Source organism: Saccharopolyspora sp. NPDC050642, assembly GCF_040654735.1.
Classification (GTDB): domain Bacteria; phylum Actinomycetota; class Actinomycetes; order Mycobacteriales; family Pseudonocardiaceae; genus Saccharopolyspora; species Saccharopolyspora elongata.
Genome location: NZ_JBFAIN010000034.1, coordinates 12,304 through 35,198 on the forward strand (window position 1 = coordinate 12,304; position 22,895 = coordinate 35,198).

Consider the following 22,895-nt stretch of genomic DNA (forward strand, 5'->3'; position numbering starts at 1 on the left):
GGCGCCCTTCGGGACAACGGGAAATGCTCAGCTGAGGCCGAGCTTGGAGGAGCAGCCCGGCCAGGCTCCGTAGCCGCCGCCGCGGGCCGCGCGGACCTTCTCCGCGACCGCGATCTGCTGCTCGCGGCTGGCCTGGTGCGGGTACGGCGCGTACTGGTCGCCGCCGTAGGCGTCCCAGGTGGACTTGTTGAACTGCAGGCCGCCGTAGTAGCCGTTGCCGGTGTTGATCGCCCAGTTGCCGCCGGCCTCGCACTGCGCCAGCTTGTCCCAGACCCCGCTGTTCGGCGGCTGCTTCCCGCCGACGCGCACGACCTTGGGCTGCGCTTCCTTGGTGATCTTCTCGCCGACGGCTTCCCGGCCGGTCTCCTCGCCGTTGCGCGTGGTGACCCGGGTGAACACGATCTTCTCGCCGGGCACGCCGGGGAACTCGACCCGCTCCTCGCCCTTGAACATCGTGTTGTCGACGATCTCCTGCACCGGGGGCGCGACCGGCATCGTCACGTTGATGACCGTGCTGCCGGTGCGGTCGATGCGGATCTCGGCGCCGGTGACCAGCCGCTGGTCGCCGCCGGGCGTGATCGTGTCCTCGGGGCCGATCTCGAGCTTCTGCTCCTTGACCAGCTCGTCGATGTTGACGGCGGTCGTGGTCAGCTGCCGCGGCTCGTTGCCACCGTCGATGACGGTGATGTTCTTGCTGGTCTTGACGACCAGGTCCAGACCCTGCTCGGGCACGGCCATGGTGCGGTCGGCGGAGACCCACGCCCCGTCGGCCTGCACGCCGAGCTGGCGCAGCGCCTGGTCCACCGTGACCGAGCGGACCCATTCCTCGCGCGGCTCACCGTCGACGGTCAGCTTCAGCAGCCGCCCGCGGTCGAGGGTGATGGTGTCGCCGTGGCTGACCTTGGCCTGCGGCGAGGGGCTCAGCGCGTCGTGCTGGCCGACGGCGATGCCCTCGTCCTCGAGCACGTCGGCGACGGTGCCCTCGTAGGTGCTGATGGTGCGCTCGTGCCCGTCGACCTCGACGGTCACCGACTTGTCCATCGCGGCGGCCGCGCCGCCGGTGCCGGTGAGGGTGAGCAGCACGCCGGCCACCGCGCCCTTGAGGAAGCGCCGCTTCCAGGTGGCGATCGCGTCGACGACCTCCTGCGGCGGGGTGTCGTCCTCCTCCGCCTCCGGCAACGCGTCCGGGATGACCAGCGGCGGCAGCACCGTGGTCTCGGCGTTGATCAGCCGGATGACCTCGTCGACGTCGATCTCGGCGGTCGCGAGCATGTCCTCGGCGTCCGGGCCGAGAACGTCGTAGATGTCCGCCGGGGTGATCTCGAGCGAGCCCGGCGGGAAGCTCGGGTGGTCCTCGGCCGGGTACCGCTGCGGCTCCGGGCGGTCCAGGAGTCCCACTGCGGTGTGCTGCTCGGCCTGGACCGGGGTGAACCAGTCCGTCGTAGGCTCGAAGGATTCGGCCCAGTAGCCGTCGTCCGACCGGTAGGCATGGCCGGGATAGCTGGGCTCGCCGCGTCCGTTCACAGGGTCGTTACCTCCCGAAGGCGGAAGTCGCGCTCGCGTGATGCGGAGCGGAGGCGGCGCCGGGCGAGACCCATGTCGTCGCTCAACTCCCTCGCTCCTCGCGTGCACACAACCTTCGTGCTTCGTGTCTGTATCCGACTCCCGCAGCCAAGCGCCGTCCTAGCCGACCGAGAGCTCCGTTGCCCACGGCCCGCTTCCCCGACGTACACCGGCGAGACTTACGGGCGTTCCCCATGACTGGTTGTCATCGGTTACGAGGCCGAGACTCTAGCGTGATCAATGCAGACAGCCAAGAACCCCGATCTAGCTTGTGATCTGCGTTACACTGATTTGCCGAGCAACCGAGCACGATCAGTAAGCGAGATCGCCCGCATTTGGTCCGTTCGGGGGTACCGTCGGCGCCCCGTTAACTGGGCGACCAGGCTCCTGGGTGACATATCACACGCCCCCGACACCTGCGGTTTCCACGACCGGCACGCGGTTTCCGGGCCGGGAACCGAGCCCGGCCCGAGCACTCAACGCGCTCGGGCCGGGCCTTCCCTCCCCTCACCCGAGGGATCTGTGCCCCCGCGGCGAGTTGATCACCTCATCGCGGCAGGCCCAGCTTCCGCGCGCACGCGGGCCAGGCGCCGAAGCCGCCGCGCGCGACGCGCAGCGCCTCCGCGATGACGATCTGCTGCTCCCGCGACGCCCGGTGCGGGTACTTGTGGAACTGGTTGCCACCGTGCGCGGCCCAGGTCCGGCGGTTGAACTGCAGGCCGCCGTAGTACCCGTTGCCCGTGTTGGCGGCCCAGTTGCCGCCCGACTCGCACTTCGCGAGCCGGTCCCAGACGCCCGCCCGCGCGGCCGGCGGCGCGCTCGGAGACGCCGCCGCCATCGGCGCCGCACCGCAGACCACGATGCTCGCCACTACCGTCGCCTTCGCGAACAAACCGAACTTCATCGCAATCCTGACTGCCGTGCCTCCGGGTAGGAGGTTCTCCGCCCAGCGGGGCGGAATTTCGGGGTGCTGGCCCCCATCCCGGCTTCCGAAGTGGACGGTAGGGACGGCGTCGCGGACTGCAAGCGGGCGCGATTCGGCGCGCAATATCAAAGAACTGCGAGTGAAAGGAGTGCGGGCGGGGTTACGCCTGATCGAGCCGGAACACTCGCTCGGCCGTGGCCGTGGTCGCTACCACGAGTTCTTCAAGCGTCATGCCACGGAGTTCGGCAAGATCCTGAAGGGTGTAATTGACGCAGTACGGCTCGTTCGGGCGTCCGCGGAACGGGTGCGGGGTCAGGAACGGGGCGTCCGTCTCCACCACGAACTGGTCCAGCGGCACCAGCTGCGCGGCCTCCCGGAGCGCCTTGGCGTTGGCGTTGCGGAAGGTCGCCGTCCCGGCGAAGGACAGCACGTAGCCGGCGTCCACGCAGGACCGGGCGAACTCGGCGTCCCCGGAGAAGCAGTGGAACACCACGGTTTCGGGGGCGCCCTCTTCGGCCAGGATCCGCAGGATGTCCTGGTGCGCCTCGCGGTCGTGGATCATCAGCGGCTTGCCGACGCGCTTGGCCAGGTCGATGTGCCAGCGGAAGGCCTCCTGCTGCGGCTCCGGCGGCGAGTAGTCCCAGTAGTAGTCGAGCCCGGTCTCGCCGACCGCGACCACCCGGGGGTGCGCGACGAGCCGCTCCAGCACCTGCCGGTCGGCGTCGTCGAAGTCCTTCGTCCGGGTGGGGTGCAGGGCCACCGCCGCGAACACCCGGTCGTCCCAAGTGGACGCCTCGACGGCCCATTCGGCGGAGGCGATGTCGTCGGCGACGGTCACCACCCGGCCGACCCCGGCGGCCTGCGCGCGGTCCACCATGGCGCGCACCTCGTCGGGCGTCTTCGCGCCGCACGCGTCGAGGTGGGTGTGCGCGTCCACCGCCGAGGCGGGCAGCGCCTCCGGCACCGGCGGCAGCTCCCGCTTCCGGTCCCGCTTGCTCATCGCACCCCTCCAACGCAGGCGGCACTCAGGTGGGTCGACCGCAGTTTCAATTGAAACTGCGATTCCACCCGCGGTCTGGCCGCAGTTTCAATTGAAACTGTGGTCCAACGAGGGTTGGGGCACCCGCGGGTTTCACGGGTGCCCCTCGCCTCGGGTGGTCAGCTTTCGATCGGGGCCCATTCCGGGCCGGTCTCGCCGAGCTTCGGGTCCAGCTTGGCGAACAGCGGCGTCGGCTTCTGCAGCGGCCGGCCGACCTCGATCTCGGTGGACCGCCATGCCGCCTGCTCGCCGGCGTAGTCGCCCATCAGCACCGGGTACTCGATGCTCGGGTCGTCCAGGTCGGTGACCTCGCGGATCTCCGGCTGTGCCGACCAGACCCCGGTGCCGCCGAGCAGCTCGTGCACCTTCTGCGCCGAGTGCGGCAGGAACGGGGTGAGCAGCGTGTTGGCGTCGGAAACCACCTGCAGCGCCGTGTGCAGCACGGCGTCCCGCCGGTCCGGGTCCTCCTTGAGCTTCCACGGCTCCTGGTCGGACAGGTACTTGTTCGCCGCCGACACGACCCGCATGGCCTCCTGCGAGGCGGCCTTGAAGCGGGACCGCTGCAGGTGCCCGCCGACGGTGTCGAAGGCGTTGCGGGACAACGCCTTCAGCTCCTCGTCGGCGGCCTGGGGCGCGGTCGGGGCGGGCACCGCGCCGTTGTTCTTCGCGGCCATCGAGATGGACCGGTTGACCAGGTTGCCCCACTCGTTGGCCAGTTCGAAGTTGGTGCGCCGGACGAACTCGTCCCAGGTGAAGTCGGTGTCCTGGTTCTCCGGCCCGGCGACCGAGATGAAGTACCGCAGGGTGTCCGGGCCGAACTCGCGCAGGAAGTCCCGCACGTAGATCACCGTGCCGCGGGAGGTGGAGAACTTCGACCCGCTCATGGTGAGGAACTCGCTGGAGACGATCTCGTCCGGCAGGTTCAGCTCGCCGTACGGGCCGACCTCGCCGCCACGGTCGCCCTGGCCGTTGTGGCCCATCAGCAGCGTCGGCCAGATCTGGGCGTGGAAGGTGATGTTGTCCTTGCCCATGAAGTAGTAGCCCTGGGCGGCCGGGTCGGTCCACCACTGCTTCCAGGCGTCCGCGTCACCGGTCCGGCGGGCCCACTCGACGCTGGCCGACAGGTAGCCGATCACCGCGTCGAACCAGACGTAGAACCGCTTCATCGGCTGGTCGCGCCAGCCGTCCAGCGGGATCGGCACGCCCCAGTCCAGGTCCCGGCTGATCGCCCGGGGCCGCATGTCGTCGACCAGGTTCTGGGCGAACTTGAGGACGTTGGGCCGCCAGCCGGTGCGCGTGGACAGCCACTTGCCCAGCGACTCGGTGAACGCGGGCAGGTCCAGGAACAGGTGCTCGGTCTCGACGAACTCCGGCTTCTCGCCGTTGATCCGGGACACCGGGTTGATCAGGTCGGCCGGGTCGAGCTGGTTGCCGCAGTTGTCGCACTGGTCGCCGCGCGCGCCGTCGTAGCCGCAGATGGGGCAGGTGCCCTCGATGTAGCGGTCGGGCAGCGTGCGGCCGGTGGACGGGCTGATCGCGCCGGTGGTGGTCTTCGGCAGCACGTAGCCGTTGCGGTACAGCGCGAGGAAGATCTGCTGGACGACCTCGTAGTGGTTGCCCGTGGTGGTGCGGGTGAACAGGTCGTAGGACAGGCCGAGGCCCTGCAGGTCCTCGGCGATCACCCGGTTGTACTTGTCGGCGAGCTGGCGGGTGGTCAGCCCCTCGTTCTCGGCCTGCACCGAGATCGGCGTGCCGTGCTCATCGGTGCCGGACACCATGAGCACCCGGTTGCCGGCCATTCGCTGGTAGCGAGAGAAGACGTCCGAGGGCACACCGAAACCGGAGACGTGGCCGATGTGCCGTGGACCGTTCGCATAGGGCCAGGCCACAGCGGTCAACACAGAGGCACTCATGGTGCTTAGCCTACGGTTCGAGGGGTCGTGACCTCGAACCGGTTCTCGTTAGAGCTTGTCAGAGAACTCGCTTTGCGTGGCGGTGCGGGTGGCGGAACCTCAGACGCCGCCTGGCTGTGGGATCCCCGACACACGTATGTCCGATACGACGCGTCGGGGCTGTCCTCGCCAGACGACGTCTGAGAACCCGCAGCGGTGCCGGTTGCGTAGGTGGGCTAAGCGGCTGCGCCGCTTCAAAAACAACACCCGCCCCTTCCGCACTCAACATCAAACCTCTAGTCGTGAGCGGCAGGTGACGACCGGGATCAGCACCGCACGGGCTGGGCTCCGGCCGGGTCGAGGGCGTTGAGCACCATGCGCCCGACGTGCGGGTTGAACGCCACCGCGACGTGCTCGGAGAAGTCCTGCGGGCAGACGTCCTGGAGCACGATGTTGGTCGCGTTCGGCGCGTCCAGGTGGCCGCTGGTGTACGGGGTGACCAGCTGGTCGTACTTGGTCATGATCGTCGTGTACTCGATGCCGGGCACCGCGGCGCCGTCGGCGTTGAGCTTCGTCATGAACTCGGAGTCCTTGAAGAACTGGCGGCACGAACCGCACAGCTCGTCCGGGATCTGGCCGACGACCGGCAGCTCCTCGGCCAGCCGGTCCAGCAGCTCCGAGGTGTTCTGCAGCGTGGTGCCGTCGTAGAGCGGCGTGATCGCGACGTAGCGCTGCACCTTCTCGGCACCGCCCAGGAACTTCAGGTAGTACTGCGGCATCACGGTGCCCTCGGAGTGGCCGACCAGGTCGACCTTCTCGGCGCCGGTGGCGGCCAGCACCCGGTCGACGAAGTCGGCGAGCTCGGGCGCGCTCTCCTCCATCGGCGCGAATCCGCCGGTGAGCGGCGGCACCCCGGGCGGGAGGCCGTAGGTCAGGGCGAAGGCGCAGTAGCCCTGGTCGGCCAGCACCGGCCCCAGGTACGCCCAGTTCGTGGTGGCGGCACCGCCGAGGCCGTGGACCAGGACCACCGGCGTCGGGTGTTCGGCGCTGGGCCGGCAGCTCCAGTCGTTCACGCCGGAAGGCGCGGCGGCCGCGTCGGGCTGGGCCGTCGCGGGCGTCGCCGCCGCGGTGACCGCGAGCAGGGCCGCGAGGGCGGCCAGGACACCTCTGATGCGCATCTTCAACCTCGCCTCGTCGTGCGGTTTTTCGATGCACAACGGGCTCGGAACCAGGAAGTGACGCAGCGGACCGCAACATCATCCCGACGGCCCAGCAGGCAAGAGCACACGCGGCTTCAAGGCCCGTGCGCACTTTGTGCTGCTACAGCGACAAGAAGTCCGCACGGTTCTGCGCTGTTCGATGCGGCGGCTGGTCAGGCGAGGTCGGCGCGGAAGAAGTCGACGTTGTACGGGCCCCACTGGGTCAGGGTGAAGTAGATCGTCGGCCGGTCCACGGCCCACGGGTGCAGGAAGCCGCCGTAGAGCCCCGGGCAGTCGGCACCGGAGACCACGACCTCGCCGCCGGTCCACGGCCCGGTGAGCTCCGGCGCCGTGCGCAGCACGATCGCCGCGCGCTGCTCGTCGAGGTGCACCGCGAACCACCGGTCGAAGTGCCGGTTGTACTGCACCGACAGCTCGGCGACCGGCGCGGGCAGCACGGGCGCGGCGGCGAGCGGGTCGTCGCCCCAGCCGGTGCCGGTCCAGTACTCGTAGGCCGCCGGGTCGAGCAGGTCGTCGGCGCCGACGCGGGCGAGATGTCCGGCGCCGAACCGGCCGCTCGGGGTGCCGAGCAGGTGGGCGCGGCCGTCCAGGACGCCGGCGAAACCGATCATCTGGAACGGATGACCGCCGGGGTCGCGGCGCCGGAACCGGCTCAGCCAGGGCTGTCGCGAGTTCCGCCACACCGCCGTCTCCGACTTCGTCCAGGTCGCCCCGCCGTCGTCGGAGTACGCGAGCGCGCCGTAGTTCGTGTGCCACACGCCCGGCATCCCCCACCGCCGCACGGACATGTAGTGCAGGTAGTTGCGGCCTCCGATGGCGATCCCCGCGGTCGGGATCACGGTGTGCTCGCGCACCCCGGTCCGGTCGCCGGGCAGCGCCTGCCCGGCCATGCCGTCCTCGCGCGACAGGACCGAGTCGAACTTCAGGCCCGCGTCCAGATCGGTGTTGGTGGACCGCGCGATCACGTTGTACCGCCAGTCGGCGCTCTTGGGGCCCGCGCCGTGCCCGCCCCAACCATCGCCGTAGGTGTCGCCGAAGGCCGCGAGCACGCCGCCCCGGCCGTCGTCCCACATGATCCCGAGGTCCGTCGCGTGGATGCCGAACCGGCTGGCCGTGTTGTTGCAGGAGTCCTCGCCGGTGATCCTCGTGAGCCTGGTCGCACCGATCACACGCACCATGCGGCCACCGTACGCACGGCGGCCACGTCGCGAGGGAAAGGCGTTCACGCAGGTAGTCGCTGTGAGCTCGCGGCGCTGCCCGGCGGCTCGGGATCCTGGCCGGGACATGACCTCGGCCACTCCCCGAGCAATGCCCTACCTGATTGACCAGCGCAAACAGCGGTAACCGGGGCTGTGGTCCCGGCTCGGTGCGCGGTCATACTGTCGGCGTGCCGGTCTTCACCCGTCCGATTGACGGCGAGGCGAGCGCAGCCCAGGTGCTGCGGCGCCTCGCGGCCCGCGCGCGCCGCCGCGGGCTGCCGCCGCCGGCCGCGCTGACGGGCGACTGGTTCGGCGGCTCCGCCGTCCTCGCCCCGTCGGTGCGGATCGACGCCACCGCGCCGGAGCTGGCCTTCACCACCACCGACACGTCGACGTGCCAGGACCGACCCGGCCCGGTCGGCGGCGGCTGGATCGGCTACCTCGGCTACGGCCTCACCGACCCGGGCCGGCACGCAGAACCCCGCCGGCTGCCCCTCGCCGCGTGGGGCTGGGCCGATCACGTGCTGCGGCTCGACCCGGACGGGCGGTGGTGGTTCGAGGCGCTCGGCGCCGCAGAACCGGGCCTGGTCGCGGAGCTCGCCGAGGTGGTCGCCGGAGGCGATCCGCCGCAGGCCTCCTGGGAGGCGGGGCCGGTCGGCAGACCGGACGCCGACCAGCACGGCAAAGCCGTGCGCGGATGCGTGGAGGAGATCGCCGGAGGCGAGATCTTCCAGGCGAACATCTGCAGCCGGTTCGCGGTGCCGTTCCGGGGCGATCCGCTGGAGGTGTTCGCCGCCGGCAGTGCGCGGTTCCAGCCCGCGCGGGCGGCTTACGTGGCCGGGTCGTGGGGCGCGGTCGCGTCGTTCTCGCCCGAGCTGTTCCTGGCCCGGCACGGCCGGGTGGTGCGCTCCAGCCCGATCAAGGGCACGCTGCCGCGGCGGGGACCGCAGGACGACCGCAACGCCGAACTGCTCCGAGCGTCCACAAAGGACGTTGCGGAGAACGTGATGATCGTGGACATGGCGCGCAACGACCTCGGGCGGGTCGCCGAGGTCGGCCGCGTGACGGTGCCCCGGCTGCTGGACGTGCAGCCGCACCCCGGCGTGTGGCACCTGGTGTCGGACGTGCGGGCGGAAATCCCCTTGGAGCTGCCGAATTCGGCGCTGCTGTCGGCGGCGTTCCCGCCCGCGTCGGTGACCGGCGCGCCGAAGGCGCGGGCGCTGGAACTGATCGCGGAGCTGGAGTCGCAGCCGCGCGACGTCTACTGCGGCGCGGTCGGCATGGTCTCGCCCGTCGCGGGCATGGAGCTCAACGTCGCCATCCGCACCCTGGAATTCGCCGACGGCGTGCTGCACCTGGGCGTCGGCGGCGGGATCACGGCGGACTCCGACCCGGACCGGGAATGGCAGGAAGTGCTCACCAAGGCCGCCCCGGTCCTGTCCCTGCTGGACCACTAGCCGCAGGCGACGCAGCTTGGTGGGGCTGGCGACTTCGCGCGAAATCGCCGCGCAGAAGCAGCCGCGCTCGGGCGCGTCAGCCGAGGAAGGCGAGGGCCTCTTCGGCGGTCAGGCCGCCCGCCGTTGCCAGGTCGAGGTTCGCCAGGGACGCGGCGTGCACCGCTTCGTCGGCCGCCGCCACGCAGTCGCGCACCACGTGCACGGTGAAGCCGAGATCGGTGCCGTGCCGGGCCGTCTGCTCGACCGTCAGGTTCGTGGCCACGCCGGTGATCAGCAGGGTGTCGATGCCCTGCTCGTGCAGCCACGGCACGAGGTCGTTGCCCGCCAGGCCGGAGAGCCGCTGGTTGTCCACCACCCGGCCGCCCGCGTCCGCCATCGCCGCGATCAGCCCGGAGCCTGGCGCGTCCGGCCGGAACGCCTCCTGCGCATCGCCGACGGCGCGCATGAACGCCGTGTTGCGCACCAGCTCGCCCTCCCCGACGGGCACCGTGAACCGGGTGAACACCAGCTCGGCCCCGGCTTCGCGGGCCTCCCGGTGGAACCGCGCGGCGCGCTCGACCACGCCGCTGCGGGCCACCGGTTCGGCGAGCATCCCGCCGAAGAATCCCTCGGGCTCGATCACGTTGACCTGCCAATGCAGGCCCAGCACCGCACATCGCATCATTCGATCTTGCCCGGAAACCCAGCCGGGTCTCTACCGCCGGGCGGCGAGGACCGCGTCGTACAGCTCCTTCTTCCGCACGCCCGCGAGCTCCGCGACCTCCGCTACCGCGTCCTTCAGCCGCACGCCTTCGGCGGCGCGCTCCTCCACCTGCGCCACCAGCTCCGCCGGGTCGGTGGCCGCCGGCGGCTCGGCTCCGCCGAGCACCACCGTGATCTCGCCGCGCACGCCTTCGGCGGCCCAGGCGGCGAGCTCCGCGAGGCTGTCGCGTCGGATCTCCTCGTAGGTCTTGGTCAGCTCGCGGCAGACCGCCGCTCGCCGCGAGCCGCCGAGCACCTCGACGGCGTCGGCCAGGGTATCGGCGAGCCGGTGCGGCGCCTCGAAGAACACGCAGGTGCGTTCCTCGGCGAGCAGCCGGCCGAGCCAGCGGCGGCGTTCGCCCTGCTTGCGGGGCGGGAACCCCTCGAAGCAGAACCGGTCCGACGGCAGCCCGGACACCGCGAGCGCGGTGGTCACCGCGGACGGCCCCGGCAGGCAGGTCACCGGCAGCTGTTCGGCGACGCAGGCCGCCACCAGCCGGTATCCGGGGTCGGACACGCTGGGCATCCCGGCGTCGGTGACCAGCAGCACCGTGCGGCCCTCGCGCAGGGCGTCCAGCAGCATCGGCGCGCGCGCCGCTTCCACGCCCTCGTAATAGCTGACCACCTTGCCGCCGGGCGTGACGCCCAGCGCGCTGGCGAGCGCGCGCACCCGCCTGGTGTCTTCCGCGGCGATGACGTCGGCCGAGCCGAGCGCGTCGACGAGGCGCGCCGAAGCGTCGCGGGCGTCGCCGAGCGGGGTGGCGGCGAGCAGGAGCGTGCCGGAGTCCATAACCGCACAGCGTATTTCCGCGGGCGCGCCGCCCGGGGCGGCGGGCCACCGAGTTCGCGGCTGGTCTCCTACGATCGGGGGCTGTGAGCGTCCTCGTCCCCAATCCCGGTGGCCGCAGCGCCGACGAACTCGTCAACGTCGGCCGCAGGCCACCGGCCCGGCAGCCGGGCGAGACCGACCCGCGTCCGCTGCTCGACGTGACGATGCCCACCGACCGGCTGCGCGGCTGGCTGGTGACGATCGCGGTCACGGTCGTCGCGGGCCTCGTGCGGCTGTGGGACCTCGGGCGCGCCACCAACGAGGGCACCCCGGTCTTCGACGAGAAGCACTACGTGCCGCAGGCGTGGCAGATGCTGCGCAACGGCGGTTACGAGGACAACCCCGGCTACGAGCTGGTCGCGCATCCGCCGGTCGGCAAGCAGCTGATCGCGATCGGCGAGTGGCTCTTCGGCTACAACCCGTGGGGCTGGCGGATCATGGCCGCGCTCTGCGGCACGGTGATGGTGCTGCTCGTCGTGCGCATCGCGCGCCGCATGACCCGGTCCACGCTGCTCGGCGCGGTGGCCGGCGTGCTGCTGATCTGCGACGGGCTCAGCCACGTGCAGTCCCGGGTCGGGATGCTCGACGTGTTCCAGGCGATGTTCCTGCTCGCCGCGTTCGCCTGCCTGCTGGTCGACCGCGACCAGGTGCGCAGCCGTCTGTGGCAGGTCTGCGTCGAGGGCCGGCTGGACGCGAGCGGCTGGGGCCCTCGGCTGGGGTTCCGCTGGTGGCGGTTCGGCACCGGGCTGATGCTCGGGCTGGCCTGCGGCGTGAAGTGGAACGCCATCTACTACATCATGGCGTTCGGCCTGCTCAGCGTCGTCTGGGATGCGCTGGCGCGGCGCGCGGCGGGGGTCCGGCGGCCGTGGCGGGCGGCGCTGGTGCGCGACACCGCCCCGGCGCTGTGGTCGCTGGTGGCGATCCCGCTGCTGGTCTACTTCGCGACCTGGGCGGGCTGGTTCGCCAGCGAGACGGCGACGGACCGGCACGCCGTGATCACCGCCGACGACGTCGGCTTCGGGTCGCTGCCCGACGCGCTGCGGTCGCTGCTGTACTACCAGCTCAACGTGCTGGACTTCCACACCCACCTGGTCACGCCGAAGAACCCGCACCCGTGGGAGTCGAAGCCGTGGGCGTGGCCGATGGGCATGCGCCCGATGCTCTACTACTACGAGTCGGGGATCTCGGGCTGCGGCCGGTCCAACTGCGTCGGGGCGACGATGCTGATCGGCACGCCGGCGATGTGGTGGCTGGCGCTGCCCGTCGCGGGCTGGGCGGTCTGGCGGGCGGCCAGCAGGATGGACTGGCGCTACGCCGCGGTCCTGGTCGGCTACGGCGCGGGCTACCTGCCGTGGTTCACCAACCTGGACCGGCAGATGTACTTCTTCTACGCGACGCCGCTGGCGCCGTTCCTGGTGCTGGGCATCGTGCTGGTGCTGGGCGAGGTGCTGGGCACGGCGCGCGACCACCTGGAGCGGCGCCAGACGGGGCTGCTCGCGGTGTCGCTGTACGTGGGGCTCGTGGTGGCGAACTTCGTGTGGCTGTGGCCGATCCTCAACGGCGAGCCGATCACCCAGGAGCACTGGCAGGCCGAGCTCTGGCTCCCCTCCTGGCGCTGACCGCAGCTACGAGGCCGTGAGCGTATTGGGGTGCTCTGGCACCCCACCACACTCACGGCTCGTGACCAGCGGAAACAGGATCAGGCGCGTGGCTCCCAGCGGAACCAGGTCCGGGCCAGCAGGCCCAGCACCGCGGTCCAGGCCACCAGCACGCCGAGCGCCGGAAGCCCGCCCAGCAGGTCCACCCCGGACATCGCGCGGTGCACCAGGTCCCCGAAGGCCCCGCCGGGCAGCAGCACCACGGTCGGCGAGGTGCTCATCGACGCCCACACCGCGCTGCCGAGCAGCACGATGAGCCATGGCATCGTGGTGATCTGCGCCTGCTCCGCGGTGGACGTCCGGCCGCTCGTCGCCGCCCCCGCCGCGACGGCGAGCGCGACTCCCGGGATCATCGCGAGCACCAGCGCGACCGGGCTCGCCGGCAGCGGCGCGCCCAGGCCCACCGAAATCCCGAACAGCACGATCATCTGGCCGAACCCGAGCAGGACCGCCGGGCTCAGCAGCCCGGTCAGGATCGTCGCGGCCGACTGCTCGCTGCTGCGCAGCCGCTTCAGGTACAGGTCCTCGCGGCGGCTGGTCAGCGCGGTGGTCACCGTGAAGTAGACGGTGAGGCCCTGCACCGCCAGCAGCTGCGTGGTCAGCGTCGCGGACCAGACCCGCAGGTCGGCGCTGCCGGGCACGCTGGTGCCCAGGAGCAGGCCGAGCAGCAGCGGCATCAGCGTCGCGCTGAGCGCCACGGTCTTGTTGCGCATCAGCAGCTTCCACTCGGCGCTGCTCAATGCGAGCACGGCTGTGCTCATGGGACGGCCACCTCCTGGCGGACGGATTGGAAGATGTCTTCGAGCGACGCCTGGTGCGCGCGCAGGCCCGCGAGGTCCAGGCGCCCGTCGGCCCAGGCCAGCAGCGCGTGCAGGTCGCGCTGCAGGGCCGGGGTCCGGACCTCCACGCGGGTGCCGGTCCACGTCGCCGTCCCGGCCAGCGGCGGGAGCTCGACGCGGTCGCCGGGGTCGAAGCTGATCCGCGCCTGCTGGGAGGCCAGCACGTCGACCAGCCTGCCGGACACCGCGATGCGGCCCTGGTGCATGATCGCCAGCCGGTGCGCCAGCCGTTCGGCCTCCTCCAGGTAGTGCGTGGTCAGCAGCACCGTGGTGCCCCGCGCGAGGCGGGCGCGCACCATTTCCCAGGTGGCGCGGCGGGATTCCGGGTCCATGCCGGTGGTCGGCTCGTCCAGGAACAGCAGGTCCGGATCGCCGAGCAGGGCGAGTGCGAGGTCCAGCCGGCGCCGCTCGCCGCCGGAGAGCTGCTTCACCCGCGTCGCGCGCCGGGCCGCCAGCCCCACCGCCGCCAGCGATTCGTCCACATCGGACTTGCGCGAGGTCAGCGCGGCGCCGAGCCGGGCGGTTTCGAGGACCGTCAGATCGCTGGCGAAACCGCCTTCCTGCAACATGATCCCGGTCCGGCGGCGCACCGAGCGATCCCGCCGCGGGTCCTTGCCGAAGACCCGCACCGCGCCCGCGGTCGGCGCCCGGTGCCCCTCGATGGTCTCCAGCGTCGTCGTCTTGCCCGCCCCGTTGGTGCCGAGCAGCGCGAACAGCTCACCGGAGTGCACGTCGAAGTCGATCCCGCGGACCGCCTCGAAATCGCCGTAGCGGCAACGCAGTCCGTTGACGCTGATCACTGGTGTCGTCATGCCGTCAAGGCTCGCCGGATCGCGTTCGCGCCGGTAGAGCGTTCCGTCAGCCGCGATCGCGAGTCCTGTCAGGAAAATTGATGACTGATGTCATGCCGGAATCGGCGAGCGGGGCGGGACGGATGCAGGATGCTGGACCGGTGAGCGAACCCGACCCCGTCCAGTTCGACCCGCGCCGCATCGTGCGACTGCGCCGCTACACGTGGTGGTCGCTCGTGCCGCTGATGCCGATTTACGCGTTGTTCCCGGTGCTCAACCTCGTGGCCGGCGCGCGGCAGGGCTTCTACGGCACTCCCGAGATCGTCGTCCTGGCGCTGGTCCTGGTCGCGATCGCGGTGGACGGCACGATCCTGTCGATCAGCCTGATGCGCGGTCTCGGCCAGGGCACGTCGCGCCCGGTCCTGCACGGTGTGGTCTTCGTGCTCTCCCTCGCCGCCATGGCGTACGCGCTGAGCCAGGACGGCGGCGGGGTGATCTGGTCGGTGCTGGTCAGCGGGCTCGCCGCGGCGCACATCGCGGCCGGCCCGCACCGGTTCCGCTGGCAGCTGGCCGTCGCGGCCACGTTGCTGATCAGCACGGTCGCCGGGCTCGCGGCCCTGCCGCGGATGCCGCACCCGATGCTCGCCGTCCTCACCGGCTTCACCGCCGTGGTCACCGTGGCCGCGGTGATCTCGCTGGTCTTCGCCGCCGTCTGGTTCTGGGACATCGTGCTGGAGCTGGACCGGGCCCGCGCCGTCAGCGCCGAGCTCGCCGTCGCCAAGGAACGTCTCCGGTTCGCCGCCGATCTGCACGACATCCAGGGCCACCACCTGCAGGCGATCGCGTTGAAGGCGGAGCTGGCCGAGCGCCTGGTCGGCGCCGACGACGACCGGGCGCGCGCCCAGGCCGCCGAAGTGGCCGAGCTCGCGCGGACCGCGCTGAAGGACACCCGCGAGGTCGTGCAGGGCTACCGGCGCAGCAACCTGATCACGGAACTCGACAACGCGCGCGAAATCCTGGAGGCCGCCGGCGTCCGGACCACGGTGCGCGGTGACGCGGCGACGGTTCCACCGCCGCTGCAACCGCTCTTCGGCGCGCTGGTGCGCGAAGGCACCACCAACATCCTCCGGCATTCGCGCGCCGAGAACTGCGAACTCGTCATCGCCGTCGACGGCCCGCGCACGCAGGTCGTGCTGTGCAACGACCGCCCGAACCCGCCCAACGGCGACGCCGGGTCCGGCATCGACGGGCTGCGCCAGCGGTTCGGCACACTGGGCGGGCGGGTCGACGCGAACCGGGTGGCGGACCGGTTCGAGCTGCGCGGTTCCGCCGACGAACCCGGGAGGACTTCGTGATCCGAGTGGTGCTGGCCGACGACGAGGACCTGATCCGGGGCGCGCTCGCCGCGCTGCTCGACCTGGAGCCGGACCTGGAAGTGGTCGCCCAGTGCAGCAACGGGTCGGAAGCGCTCCGGGCGGTCCGCGAGCACGCGCCGGACATCGCGGTCTTCGACCTGGAGATGCCGGAGCTCGACGGCGTGCAGGCCGCGCAGCGCCTCGACGGGCAGCTCCCGATCGTGCTGGTCACCCGGCACGCCCGCCCCGGGGTGCTGAAGCGGGCGCTCGCCGCGGGCATCCGCGGCTTCGTGCCCAAGACCACGCCCGCGTCCCGGCTGGCCGTGATCCTGCGCGACGTGCACGCCGGCGCCCGCTACATCGACCCGGAGATCGCGGCCAGCGCGCTGACCGGCGGCGCCTGCCCGCTCACCGACCGGGAACTCGAACTGCTCGGGCACACCCTGCAGGGCGGCACGATCGCCACCATCGCGGCGGCGGTGCACCTGGCGCCCGGCACGGTCCGCAACTACCTGTCGGCGGCGATGACCAAGCTCGGCGTCGAAACCCGGCACGAAGCTGCCCGCCGCGCCTGGGAAGAGGGCTGGATCTGAGGTCGCTTTCGCGCGAAAACGGCCCTCGACGTGAGGAGTGGGCGGCGATTTCGCGCGAAAACGGCGGCGCCTGAAGTGAATGAAGCCGCGCGCGGTCGCCCCGGCTGGGAACGACCACGCGCGGGTCCCGCCCTCTCAGGCCAAGTCGGCCAGGGTCTTCCGGAGCGCGGCCACCGCGTCGACGATCTCCTCCGGCCGGACCGAGAGCGGCGGACGGCAGCGCAGCGCGTCCGGTCCCGACGGCAGGAACAGCGTGCGGTAGCTGTCGCGGGCGATCGCCAGCGCGCGGTCGCGCTTGGCCGGGTCGCGGAAGGTGATCGCGCACATCAGGCCGCGGCCGCGCGGGTCGCGGATCACCGACGGGAATTCCGCCGCCAGGTCGCGGAGCTCGCCCAGCAGCAGCTCGCCCATCTGCCTGCTGTGCTCGAACAGGCCCTCGCGCTCGACGACCTCCAGGATCCTGGTCGCGCGGACCATGTCGACCAGCGAACCGCCCCAGGTGGAGCTGATCCGGCTGGCCTCGCGGAAGGCGTTGTCGGCGACCTCCAGCACGCGGCGCCCGCCCATCACCCCGCACACCTGCAGGCGCTTGCCGAAGGCGACCAGGTCCGGCTCCAGCCCGAGCGCCTCGTGCGCCCAGGCCCGCCCGGTCAGCGCGCCGGTCTGCACCTCGTCGGCGACGGTGAGGACGTCGTGCTCCCGGCAGAGCTCCTGCACCGCCTGCAGGAACTGCGGCCGCAGGTGCCGGTCGCCGCCCTCGCCCTGGATCGGCTCGTACACGAAGCACGCGATCTCGCTGCCGTACCGGCGCAGCGCGGCGCGGGCGGCGTCGAGCGCGATCGTCTCCTCCGGCAGCAGCTCGGCGCTGTCCCACCGCTCGCCCGGCTCGATCGCGGGGCTGGGGATGCGCGGCCAGTCGAACATCGGGTAGTCGCGGATCTTCGACGGATCGGTGTTGGTCAGCGAGAGCGTGTAGCCGCTGCGGCCGTGGAAGGCCCGCTCCAGGTGCAGCACGCGGCTGCCGCGCACCGCGATCCCGTTGCGCGCGTTGACCTTGGTCTTCCAGTCGAAGGCGACCTTCAGCGCGTTCTCCACCGCGAGGGTGCCGCCGTCGATGAAGAACAGCAGCGGCAGCTCGGGGACGCCGACCACGCGGCGGAAGGTCTCGGCGAAGCGGGCCTGCTCGGCGGTGGCGAAGTCCGGGTTGGACGGCTTGACGCGCCCGACGCGCACCAGGTCCGCCTCGAACTCGGACGTGCGCAGGCCGGGGTGGCCGTGCCCGAGCGGCGCGGAGCTGAAGAACATCGTCATGTCGAGGTACTCGGTGCCGTCGCGGGCGTCGCGGAGCCGGCACCCGTCGCCGGCGTCGAGGTCCACGACGATGTCCATCAGGTCGCCGGTGACGTGCGCTTTCAGCGCCGCGACGACGTCGGTCGCCGCGTGTCGCTGGCTCGGGACTTCGGTCGGTACGACGTCGCGAACGGTCTCGTGCTGAGCGGTCATGTTCGGCCTCCCGGCGCCGTGTGGTGCGGTGTCGAGCATCACTTGTCAATAAGAATTACATCAGGATTCCACAGCGAAGCAACATCCTTCAGTAAAGACTGCGCTTCGGAGAAAGATTTTCTTTCGCTGCGGCATGCGTGGGCCGTGAACCACTGCTGGGTGAACTCGAACGGTCAGGCGAGGCGGGAGCCGGACCACCAGCCGCGAACGGGCGGCACTGGGTCGAGCAGCGGATCGGCCTCGGTCAGCGGCGCGGCGGTTCCGCACACGTCGGCCAGCCGTTCCGGCGTCAGGCAGTAGACCCGCTCCGGTGCCGAGACCGCCCAGTCGGCCAGTTCCGCCGCCGGGAGGCGGCGCGTCGAAGCGACGACGACGACGTTGCCGGACTGACGCCGCGCCAGCACGCGGGGGTGGGCGAAGACCAGCACGTGCGGGAACACCTCGCAGGCCGCGGCGATCGCGCGCAGGGCGAAACCGAGTTCGGCGGCATCCCACAGGTTCGCCGCGAACAATCCGCCGGGCCGCAGCACCCGGGAGACCTCGGCGAAGAACTCGACGGTGGCCAGCCCGGTGACGACGTCCCCGCCTTGGAAGGCGTCCAGCACGACGAGGTCGGCACTGCCGTCCAGCGCACCTTCGACGCCGGCCCGGCCGTCCTGCACCTGAACCTCCAGGCCCGGCACCTCGTCGAGGCCGAGGTGCTCGCGCACCAGCTCGACCAGCTTCCCGTCGAGCTCGAACACGAGCTGCTCCGAGCCGGGCCGCGTCGCGGCGAGGTAGCGGGGCAACGCGAAACCACCGCCGCCGACGAACAGCGCCGACACGGCACCCGGCGGCCAGTGCCGGTCGATCGCCTGCGCGATCCAGTCCGTGTAGGGCATCTTCAGGTGGGCCGGATCATCGAGATCCACATAGGACTGGGAGACGCCGTCGACGGAAACGGTCCACCCGCCGGCCCGGAGGCGATCGGGGATCAGCTCGGCGACACCGAACCGGACGGCCGCCTCAACCCGTTCGCGCGTCCCCACGGAAGCCTCCCCTCGGCTGAACCCGCCGGCCGGAAGCAGCACCTCGATCCTAGCCCCGCCACGACGACACCCGGCGCCATCGAGCCCGGGATGCGACGGCGGGGCGGCCAGGCGAAGCAGCGCGGCGGCCGCGCTGTTCGGCGCCCCGGGACGCTGCCGCCGCCGGGCTCCCGAAAACGGCGCCGGTAATGTTCGCTACATATACCGGAACCGCCCAGCGCATTCCCGATAAGCCCCGCGGTCGAATTTATTCAGCCGGATGCACACGCGAAACACGCCCCTGGGAAGCAATGCCGTCAAAGTCAGCTGCTCCGTTCGGGTACGCGTGGCGACGGCAATGGATTCCTTTCCTCGCGGCGCGGTAGATTGCACGACGGCCAACTCGTGGGGGTTCCACAGGAAAGGGTGGTCCCATCATACTCACCGCTCATGAAATGCGTATCGCCGAGTCGATCGTCAACGGCAGGTCGAACCGCGAGATCGCCGGCGAGATGCGGGTAGCACAACGAACCGTCGAATTTCACATCACAAATATCTACCGCAAGCTGGGAATATCGCGCCGGGTGCAGCTGCCCGACGCGTTGACCCGCCTTTCGGAACGAGATTCGAACCCGCGGTGAACTGCGCGCAACGCAATCCCGGCGCACCGCCGTCCTCGGCACCCGAACCCGCCACCCAACGTCGAGTGGCGGGTTCGCCGCATTCTCCGGACGCCGCCGGGAGAGATTCGCCGAATCCTGCGGAATACCGCAGGGACACGGTGTTGCGGCGGCCCTACGTTGAATTCAGGCCGCAGTGGCGCGGTCGGAGTGAATCCTGATCGCACTTCGATCGGCCGCGTTCCGGAAATCCGGTGATTTCTCGCCGGCGCGGCCGTCGCGGTGCGCACCCTCCTGCGCAAATCGGATGGTCGACGTGCGTGCACAACCTCGGATTCCGAAGTTCGGCGGAACATCGTTGGCGACACCGGAATCGGTGCGGCGCGCGCTGGGGCACACGGTGATCCGGGTCGACGCGCCGGAGTCGTGGCTGGTGGACGTCGGGTTCGGCGCGGGCCGCCGCCATCCCCTCCGACTCGATCGCCGCGGCCCGCAACGAGATCCACCCTGTCCACATTGGAGCGTCCCGACGAGGTGAACCGCGCTCGTCCGCAGAACGAGCTGTCAAGCGCCGTCGGCGCGGCGGCGGGCGCGGTAGGTCCGGGTCTTCATGCGGTTCCCGCAGCCCGCCGTGGCGCACCACCTGCTGTTGCGGGCCTTGGCGCCGTCGTAGAACACGATGCGGCAGTCGGGCGCCGAGCACATCTTGACCCGGCACCAGGAACCTTCTGCCTCGGCGATCACGATCGCCGAGGCGATGTCCGCCAGCGCCCCGCGCACGCCGTCCTCGACGGCCCGCAGCCGGACCGCGCCCGTCTCGTCGAGGCGGGGCCGCAGCGGGAAGTCGAGCGCGGCCGACAGGTCCGGCCCGTCACCCCGGACGGCAACGCCGGGCTGGTGGGAGGCGGCGATCTCGCGGATCGCCGAACGCAGGGCCAAAGCCCGCGCGAAGTCCTTCTCGGAGCACGCGTCCACGGCGAAGCCGCGGTCCCGCAGCCAGTCGGCGAGGTCGCCGGCGGTGACGAGGGACTCCTGCGGGGTGAACCGGCCGAAGTCCCGCTGGTCGACGGTGTTCGCGAAGTCCACCGCGAGCGCGACCTCGGCCGGAGCGCCGCGGTGGACGGACCAGTCCTCGAACGCATGCGTGCTCACGGCGTCCCTCCATTCCCGCTGGTCGGTCGATCCTAGCCGCCGCACCTCCCCTCGACGGCGCCCGTCGCGGCGCGCACCTGTGCGATGGACAGCCTTCATTCGCGTGCACTAGTGTAATCATTCACTGGTGTATTCACCGTTCGGAAGGAATGGCATGGAGTTCAAGCTCGCGGGTAAGACGGCGCTGGTCACGGGCGCCAGCAGGGGAATCGGACTGGCCGTCGTCCAAGCTCTGACCGCGGAAGGGGTGCGGGTCGCGGCGGGCTCCCGCACCACCAGCGACGCACTGCTGGAAGCCACGCCCCTCGTCCGCCGGACCGACCTGACGTCGGCGGAGCAGAACGCCGAGTTCGCGGAGTGGGCGTTAGCCGAGCTCGGCGGCGTCGACCTGCTGGTGAACAACGTCGGCGGGTCGCCCGGGCGGACCGACGGATTCCTGGCGATCAGCGATGAGGACTGGCAGCAGGCCTTCGAGCTGAACTTCTTCAGCGCCGTCCGCACCACCCGCGCGGCGCTGCCGAGCCTGATCGAGCGCCGCGGCGCGGTGGTCAACATCGGATCGGTCAACGCCCGGCTCGCGCTGCCGCGCCTGATCGACTACTCCGCCGCCAAGGCCGCGCTCGTCAACTTCGGCAAGGCCCTGTCCGAGGAATTCGGCGAGCGGGGCGTGCGGGTGAACACGATCTCGCCGGGGCCGACCCGCACCGCGGTCTGGACTTCCCCCGACGAAATGGCCGGGGGCCTGGCCAAGAGCCTGGGCGTCAGCCACGAGGAGTTCCTGGCCCAGGTGCCGCAGGCCACCGGCCTGAACACCGGGCGGTTGGCCGAGCCCGAGGAGATCGCCACGCTCGTCGTCCTGCTCGCCTCCGGCCGGGTGCCCAACATGAACGGCTCGGACATCGTCCTGGACTGCGGAATGCTCAAGGAAGCCTGACGCGATCACGAAGGAGAACCTGGTGCAGCAGGACATCGCGGCACCCGCGGCAGCGCACCTCCCGCTCTGGCAGCGGCGCCCCGGGGTGTCCTTCGCCGTGTTCGGCACCGTGCAGATCACCCTCATCGCCGCGATGACGCTGATCTCGGTGCTGCTGCCCGCGATCCAGCGCGACCTGGGCCTCGACCGGGCCGAACTGGCGCTGGCGAACAACGCCTACGCGGTGTCGTTCTGCGGGCTGCTGCTGCTCAGCGGCCGGCTGGCCGATCTGCTCGGGCTCCGCCGCGCGCTCGTCGTCGGCATGGTCGCGTTCGGGCTGGCGTCGGTGGCCAACGCCGCGGCGACGAGCTTCGCGGTGATGCTGCTGGCCCGCTTCGGGCAGGGCATCGGCGCGGCGCTGACGGCTCCCGCGGCGATGGCCCTGGCCGGCATCGTGTTCCGGGATCCGCAGCGCCGCGCGAGGGCGATCGCGATCTGGGGCGGATTGCCCGTCGTCGGGGCCACGTCCGGCATCCTGCTGTCCGGCGTCGTGGCGAACTGGGTGTCCTGGCGATGGGCCTTCGTCGTGCCCGCGGCGGTGGTCGCGCTCGTGCTCGTGCTGCTGCCGCGCGTCATGCCGCCCGCCCCGGCAACGCGCCGAATCCGGGTGGACGTGCTCGGCGCAGCGCTGGTCACGGCCGGATTGTGCGGCGTTTGCTACGGGCTCGTCGAAGCGGCGGAGCAGGGGTGGGCGGCCGCGGGCGTGCTCGTCCCGCTGCTGGCCGGTCTGGTCGCGCTCGGCTCGTTCGCGTTGTGGGCGGCGCGCGCCGAGCATCCCCTGGTTCCGCTGTCGTTCTTCCGCTCCCGCAAGCGGTTGATGGGACTGCTCGGGGTGATGCTGGCTTCGTCGGGCACGTTCACCACGACCTATTTCCTGCCGCTGTACTTCCAGCAGCAGCAGGCGTTCTCGCCGTTGATGACGAGCATCGCGTTCCTGCCCTACGGGATCGCGATGTTCGCCACGGGCCTGTTCGCCGGATGGCTGGCGGTGACCGCGGGCGCGCGCCGCATGACCGCCATCGGATTCGCGGGCGGCGCGGCGGGGCTGGCCCTGCTGGGGCGGCTCGACGTCGCCTCGCCGTACGTCGGCACCCTCCTGGCCGGGCTCGTCGTCTTCCCCGTGGGCGCCGCGCTGATCTTCTCGGCGGCGACCGCGGCCGCGATGAACGACGTGCCCGACGAGCAGGCCGGGCTGGCCGGCGGGGTGCTCAACACGGCCATGGAGGGCGGGCCGACGATCGGGTTCGCCCTGCTGGTCTCGATCGCCGGCGCCCACACCAGCCGACTGACCAGCGGCGGAACCGACGCCGCCGTCGCGACGGCCGACGGCTACGGATTCGCATTCACCGTCGCCGCGGCCGCGTACGTCGCGGCGATCGCGCTCAGCCTGCTCACCCTGCGGCGGAGATGAGTGCCGGGGTGCCGCCTCAGCGACGCTTGATCTCCCGCAACCGCGGGCAATTCGCCCCTGTCGCCCTTCTCGTACCTCGGTTGGAAAGGCCGAACCAGGCGAGGTGGTCGGCGGCACCGTCCCGCGGG

19 protein-coding genes and 1 pseudogene are annotated in these 22,895 nt (G+C 71.2%); 7 read left to right on the forward strand and 13 right to left on the reverse strand.

What is annotated here, in order from left to right:
• Nucleotides 1–27: 27 nt before the first annotated feature.
• The 6 genes and pseudogenes from AB0H93_RS34470 to AB0H93_RS34495 form a co-directional block, all read right to left on the reverse strand.
• Nucleotides 28–1,524 (reverse strand): transglycosylase family protein, encoded by a 1,497-nt coding sequence (locus AB0H93_RS34470; protein ID WP_358578739.1) that lies wholly within the window; start codon nucleotides 1,522–1,524, stop codon nucleotides 28–30.
• Nucleotides 1,525–2,110: 586 nt separating this feature from the next.
• Nucleotides 2,111–2,359, reverse strand: a pseudogene (locus tag AB0H93_RS34475) (transglycosylase family protein); the annotation flags it as partial.
• A gap of 289 nt (nucleotides 2,360–2,648) precedes the next feature.
• Nucleotides 2,649–3,488 carry a TatD family hydrolase gene (locus tag AB0H93_RS34480; protein WP_358578741.1) on the reverse strand — a complete coding sequence of 280 codons (840 nt, stop codon included), beginning with the start codon at nucleotides 3,486–3,488 and terminating at the stop codon, nucleotides 2,649–2,651.
• 158 nt (nucleotides 3,489–3,646) lie between these two features.
• Nucleotides 3,647–5,440, reverse strand: coding sequence for a methionine--tRNA ligase (metG, locus tag AB0H93_RS34485; RefSeq protein WP_132492860.1), 1,794 nt, complete (start codon nucleotides 5,438–5,440; stop codon nucleotides 3,647–3,649).
• 305 nt (nucleotides 5,441–5,745) lie between these two features.
• Nucleotides 5,746–6,597 (reverse strand): alpha/beta fold hydrolase, encoded by an 852-nt coding sequence (locus AB0H93_RS34490; RefSeq protein ID WP_358578743.1) that lies wholly within the window; start codon nucleotides 6,595–6,597, stop codon nucleotides 5,746–5,748.
• Between the two features lie 194 nt (nucleotides 6,598–6,791).
• Nucleotides 6,792–7,817, reverse strand: a complete 1,026-nt coding sequence (locus AB0H93_RS34495; protein WP_358578745.1) for a DUF4185 domain-containing protein — start codon at nucleotides 7,815–7,817, stop codon at nucleotides 6,792–6,794.
• A gap of 209 nt (nucleotides 7,818–8,026) precedes the next feature.
• Between AB0H93_RS34495 and AB0H93_RS34500 the strand changes: the two genes are divergently transcribed.
• Nucleotides 8,027–9,295 (forward strand): aminodeoxychorismate synthase component I, encoded by a 1,269-nt coding sequence (locus AB0H93_RS34500; protein ID WP_358578747.1) that lies wholly within the window; start codon nucleotides 8,027–8,029, stop codon nucleotides 9,293–9,295.
• A gap of 76 nt (nucleotides 9,296–9,371) precedes the next feature.
• Here the strand turns inward: AB0H93_RS34500 and AB0H93_RS34505 are convergent, their stop codons facing one another.
• Together AB0H93_RS34505 and rsmI are read right to left on the reverse strand one after the other, a co-directional pair.
• Nucleotides 9,372–9,956: a cysteine hydrolase gene (locus tag AB0H93_RS34505; protein WP_358578749.1), complete on the reverse strand. Its 585-nt coding sequence runs from the start codon at nucleotides 9,954–9,956 to the stop codon at nucleotides 9,372–9,374.
• A 33-nt stretch (nucleotides 9,957–9,989) separates the two neighbouring features.
• Nucleotides 9,990–10,826 carry a 16S rRNA (cytidine(1402)-2'-O)-methyltransferase gene (gene rsmI / locus AB0H93_RS34510; RefSeq protein ID WP_358578752.1) on the reverse strand — a complete coding sequence of 279 codons (837 nt, stop codon included), beginning with the start codon at nucleotides 10,824–10,826 and terminating at the stop codon, nucleotides 9,990–9,992.
• A gap of 203 nt (nucleotides 10,827–11,029) precedes the next feature.
• Between rsmI and AB0H93_RS34515 the strand changes: the two genes are divergently transcribed.
• The gene (locus AB0H93_RS34515; RefSeq protein WP_358578881.1) at nucleotides 11,030–12,484 is read left to right on the forward strand and encodes a phospholipid carrier-dependent glycosyltransferase; all 1,455 of its coding nucleotides are present in this window, start codon (nucleotides 11,030–11,032) and stop codon (nucleotides 12,482–12,484) included.
• 80 nt (nucleotides 12,485–12,564) lie between these two features.
• Here the strand turns inward: AB0H93_RS34515 and AB0H93_RS34520 are convergent, their stop codons facing one another.
• On the reverse strand, nucleotides 12,565–13,284 hold the full coding sequence (locus AB0H93_RS34520; RefSeq protein ID WP_358578754.1) for an ABC transporter permease: 720 nt from the start codon (nucleotides 13,282–13,284) through the stop codon (nucleotides 12,565–12,567).
• Nucleotides 13,281–14,174, reverse strand: a complete 894-nt coding sequence (locus AB0H93_RS34525) for an ABC transporter ATP-binding protein (protein ID WP_358578756.1) — start codon at nucleotides 14,172–14,174, stop codon at nucleotides 13,281–13,283. Before AB0H93_RS34525 ends, AB0H93_RS34520 begins: the two co-directional genes overlap by 4 nt.
• 140 nt (nucleotides 14,175–14,314) lie before the next feature.
• On the opposite strand from AB0H93_RS34525, the gene AB0H93_RS34530 reads away from it, so the two are divergent.
• Both AB0H93_RS34530 and AB0H93_RS34535 read left to right on the forward strand, forming a co-directional pair.
• On the forward strand, nucleotides 14,315–15,508 hold the full coding sequence (locus AB0H93_RS34530; protein WP_358578758.1) for a histidine kinase: 1,194 nt from the start codon (nucleotides 14,315–14,317) through the stop codon (nucleotides 15,506–15,508).
• The gene (locus AB0H93_RS34535; RefSeq protein ID WP_358578760.1) at nucleotides 15,505–16,101 is read left to right on the forward strand and encodes a response regulator transcription factor; all 597 of its coding nucleotides are present in this window, start codon (nucleotides 15,505–15,507) and stop codon (nucleotides 16,099–16,101) included. The genes AB0H93_RS34530 and AB0H93_RS34535 overlap by 4 nt, the downstream gene beginning before the upstream one ends.
• 135 nt (nucleotides 16,102–16,236) lie before the next feature.
• Here the strand turns inward: AB0H93_RS34535 and lat are convergent, their stop codons facing one another.
• Together lat and AB0H93_RS34545 are read right to left on the reverse strand one after the other, a co-directional pair.
• A complete protein-coding gene (gene lat / locus AB0H93_RS34540) occupies nucleotides 16,237–17,604 on the reverse strand; it encodes an L-lysine 6-transaminase (RefSeq protein ID WP_358578762.1) in 1,368 nt (455 codons plus the stop codon).
• Between the two features lie 173 nt (nucleotides 17,605–17,777).
• Nucleotides 17,778–18,632: a fused MFS/spermidine synthase gene (locus AB0H93_RS34545; RefSeq protein WP_358578764.1), complete on the reverse strand. Its 855-nt coding sequence runs from the start codon at nucleotides 18,630–18,632 to the stop codon at nucleotides 17,778–17,780.
• Between the two features lie 416 nt (nucleotides 18,633–19,048).
• On the opposite strand from AB0H93_RS34545, the gene AB0H93_RS34550 reads away from it, so the two are divergent.
• Nucleotides 19,049–19,252 carry a helix-turn-helix transcriptional regulator gene (locus AB0H93_RS34550; protein WP_358578884.1) on the forward strand — a complete coding sequence of 68 codons (204 nt, stop codon included), beginning with the start codon at nucleotides 19,049–19,051 and terminating at the stop codon, nucleotides 19,250–19,252.
• A 543-nt stretch (nucleotides 19,253–19,795) separates the two neighbouring features.
• Here AB0H93_RS34550 and AB0H93_RS34555 read toward each other — a convergent pair.
• On the reverse strand, nucleotides 19,796–20,383 hold the full coding sequence (locus tag AB0H93_RS34555) for a CGNR zinc finger domain-containing protein (protein WP_358578766.1): 588 nt from the start codon (nucleotides 20,381–20,383) through the stop codon (nucleotides 19,796–19,798).
• Nucleotides 20,384–20,537: 154 nt separating this feature from the next.
• Here AB0H93_RS34555 and AB0H93_RS34560 point away from each other — a divergent pair, with 154 nt between their 5' ends.
• Nucleotides 20,538–21,317, forward strand: coding sequence for an SDR family NAD(P)-dependent oxidoreductase (locus tag AB0H93_RS34560; protein WP_358578768.1), 780 nt, complete (start codon nucleotides 20,538–20,540; stop codon nucleotides 21,315–21,317).
• A gap of 22 nt (nucleotides 21,318–21,339) precedes the next feature.
• Nucleotides 21,340–22,767, forward strand: coding sequence for an MFS transporter (locus AB0H93_RS34565; RefSeq protein WP_358578770.1), 1,428 nt, complete (start codon nucleotides 21,340–21,342; stop codon nucleotides 22,765–22,767).
• The last annotated feature ends 128 nt before the right edge of the window (nucleotides 22,768–22,895 follow it).

Excerpts from the sequence above, each read along its gene's own strand:
- AB0H93_RS34480 (WP_358578741.1), bottom strand. The coding sequence starts at position 3,488 with ATGAGCAAGCGGGACCGGAAGCGGGAGCTGCCGCCGGTGCCGGAGGCG.
- metG (WP_132492860.1), bottom strand. The coding sequence starts at position 5,440 with ATGAGTGCCTCTGTGTTGACCGCTGTGGCCTGGCCCTATGCGAACGGT.
- AB0H93_RS34490 (WP_358578743.1), bottom strand. The coding sequence starts at position 6,597 with ATGCGCATCAGAGGTGTCCTGGCCGCCCTCGCGGCCCTGCTCGCGGTC.
- AB0H93_RS34495 (WP_358578745.1), bottom strand. The coding sequence starts at position 7,817 with ATGGTGCGTGTGATCGGTGCGACCAGGCTCACGAGGATCACCGGCGAG.
- AB0H93_RS34505 (WP_358578749.1), bottom strand. The coding sequence starts at position 9,956 with ATGCGATGTGCGGTGCTGGGCCTGCATTGGCAGGTCAACGTGATCGAG.
- rsmI (WP_358578752.1), bottom strand. The coding sequence starts at position 10,826 with ATGGACTCCGGCACGCTCCTGCTCGCCGCCACCCCGCTCGGCGACGCC.
- AB0H93_RS34515 (WP_358578881.1), top strand. The coding sequence starts at position 11,030 with ATGCCCACCGACCGGCTGCGCGGCTGGCTGGTGACGATCGCGGTCACG.
- AB0H93_RS34520 (WP_358578754.1), bottom strand. The coding sequence starts at position 13,284 with ATGAGCACAGCCGTGCTCGCATTGAGCAGCGCCGAGTGGAAGCTGCTG.
- AB0H93_RS34525 (WP_358578756.1), bottom strand. The coding sequence starts at position 14,174 with ATGACGACACCAGTGATCAGCGTCAACGGACTGCGTTGCCGCTACGGC.
- lat (WP_358578762.1), bottom strand. The coding sequence starts at position 17,604 with ATGACCGCTCAGCACGAGACCGTTCGCGACGTCGTACCGACCGAAGTC.
- AB0H93_RS34560 (WP_358578768.1), top strand. The coding sequence starts at position 20,538 with ATGGAGTTCAAGCTCGCGGGTAAGACGGCGCTGGTCACGGGCGCCAGC.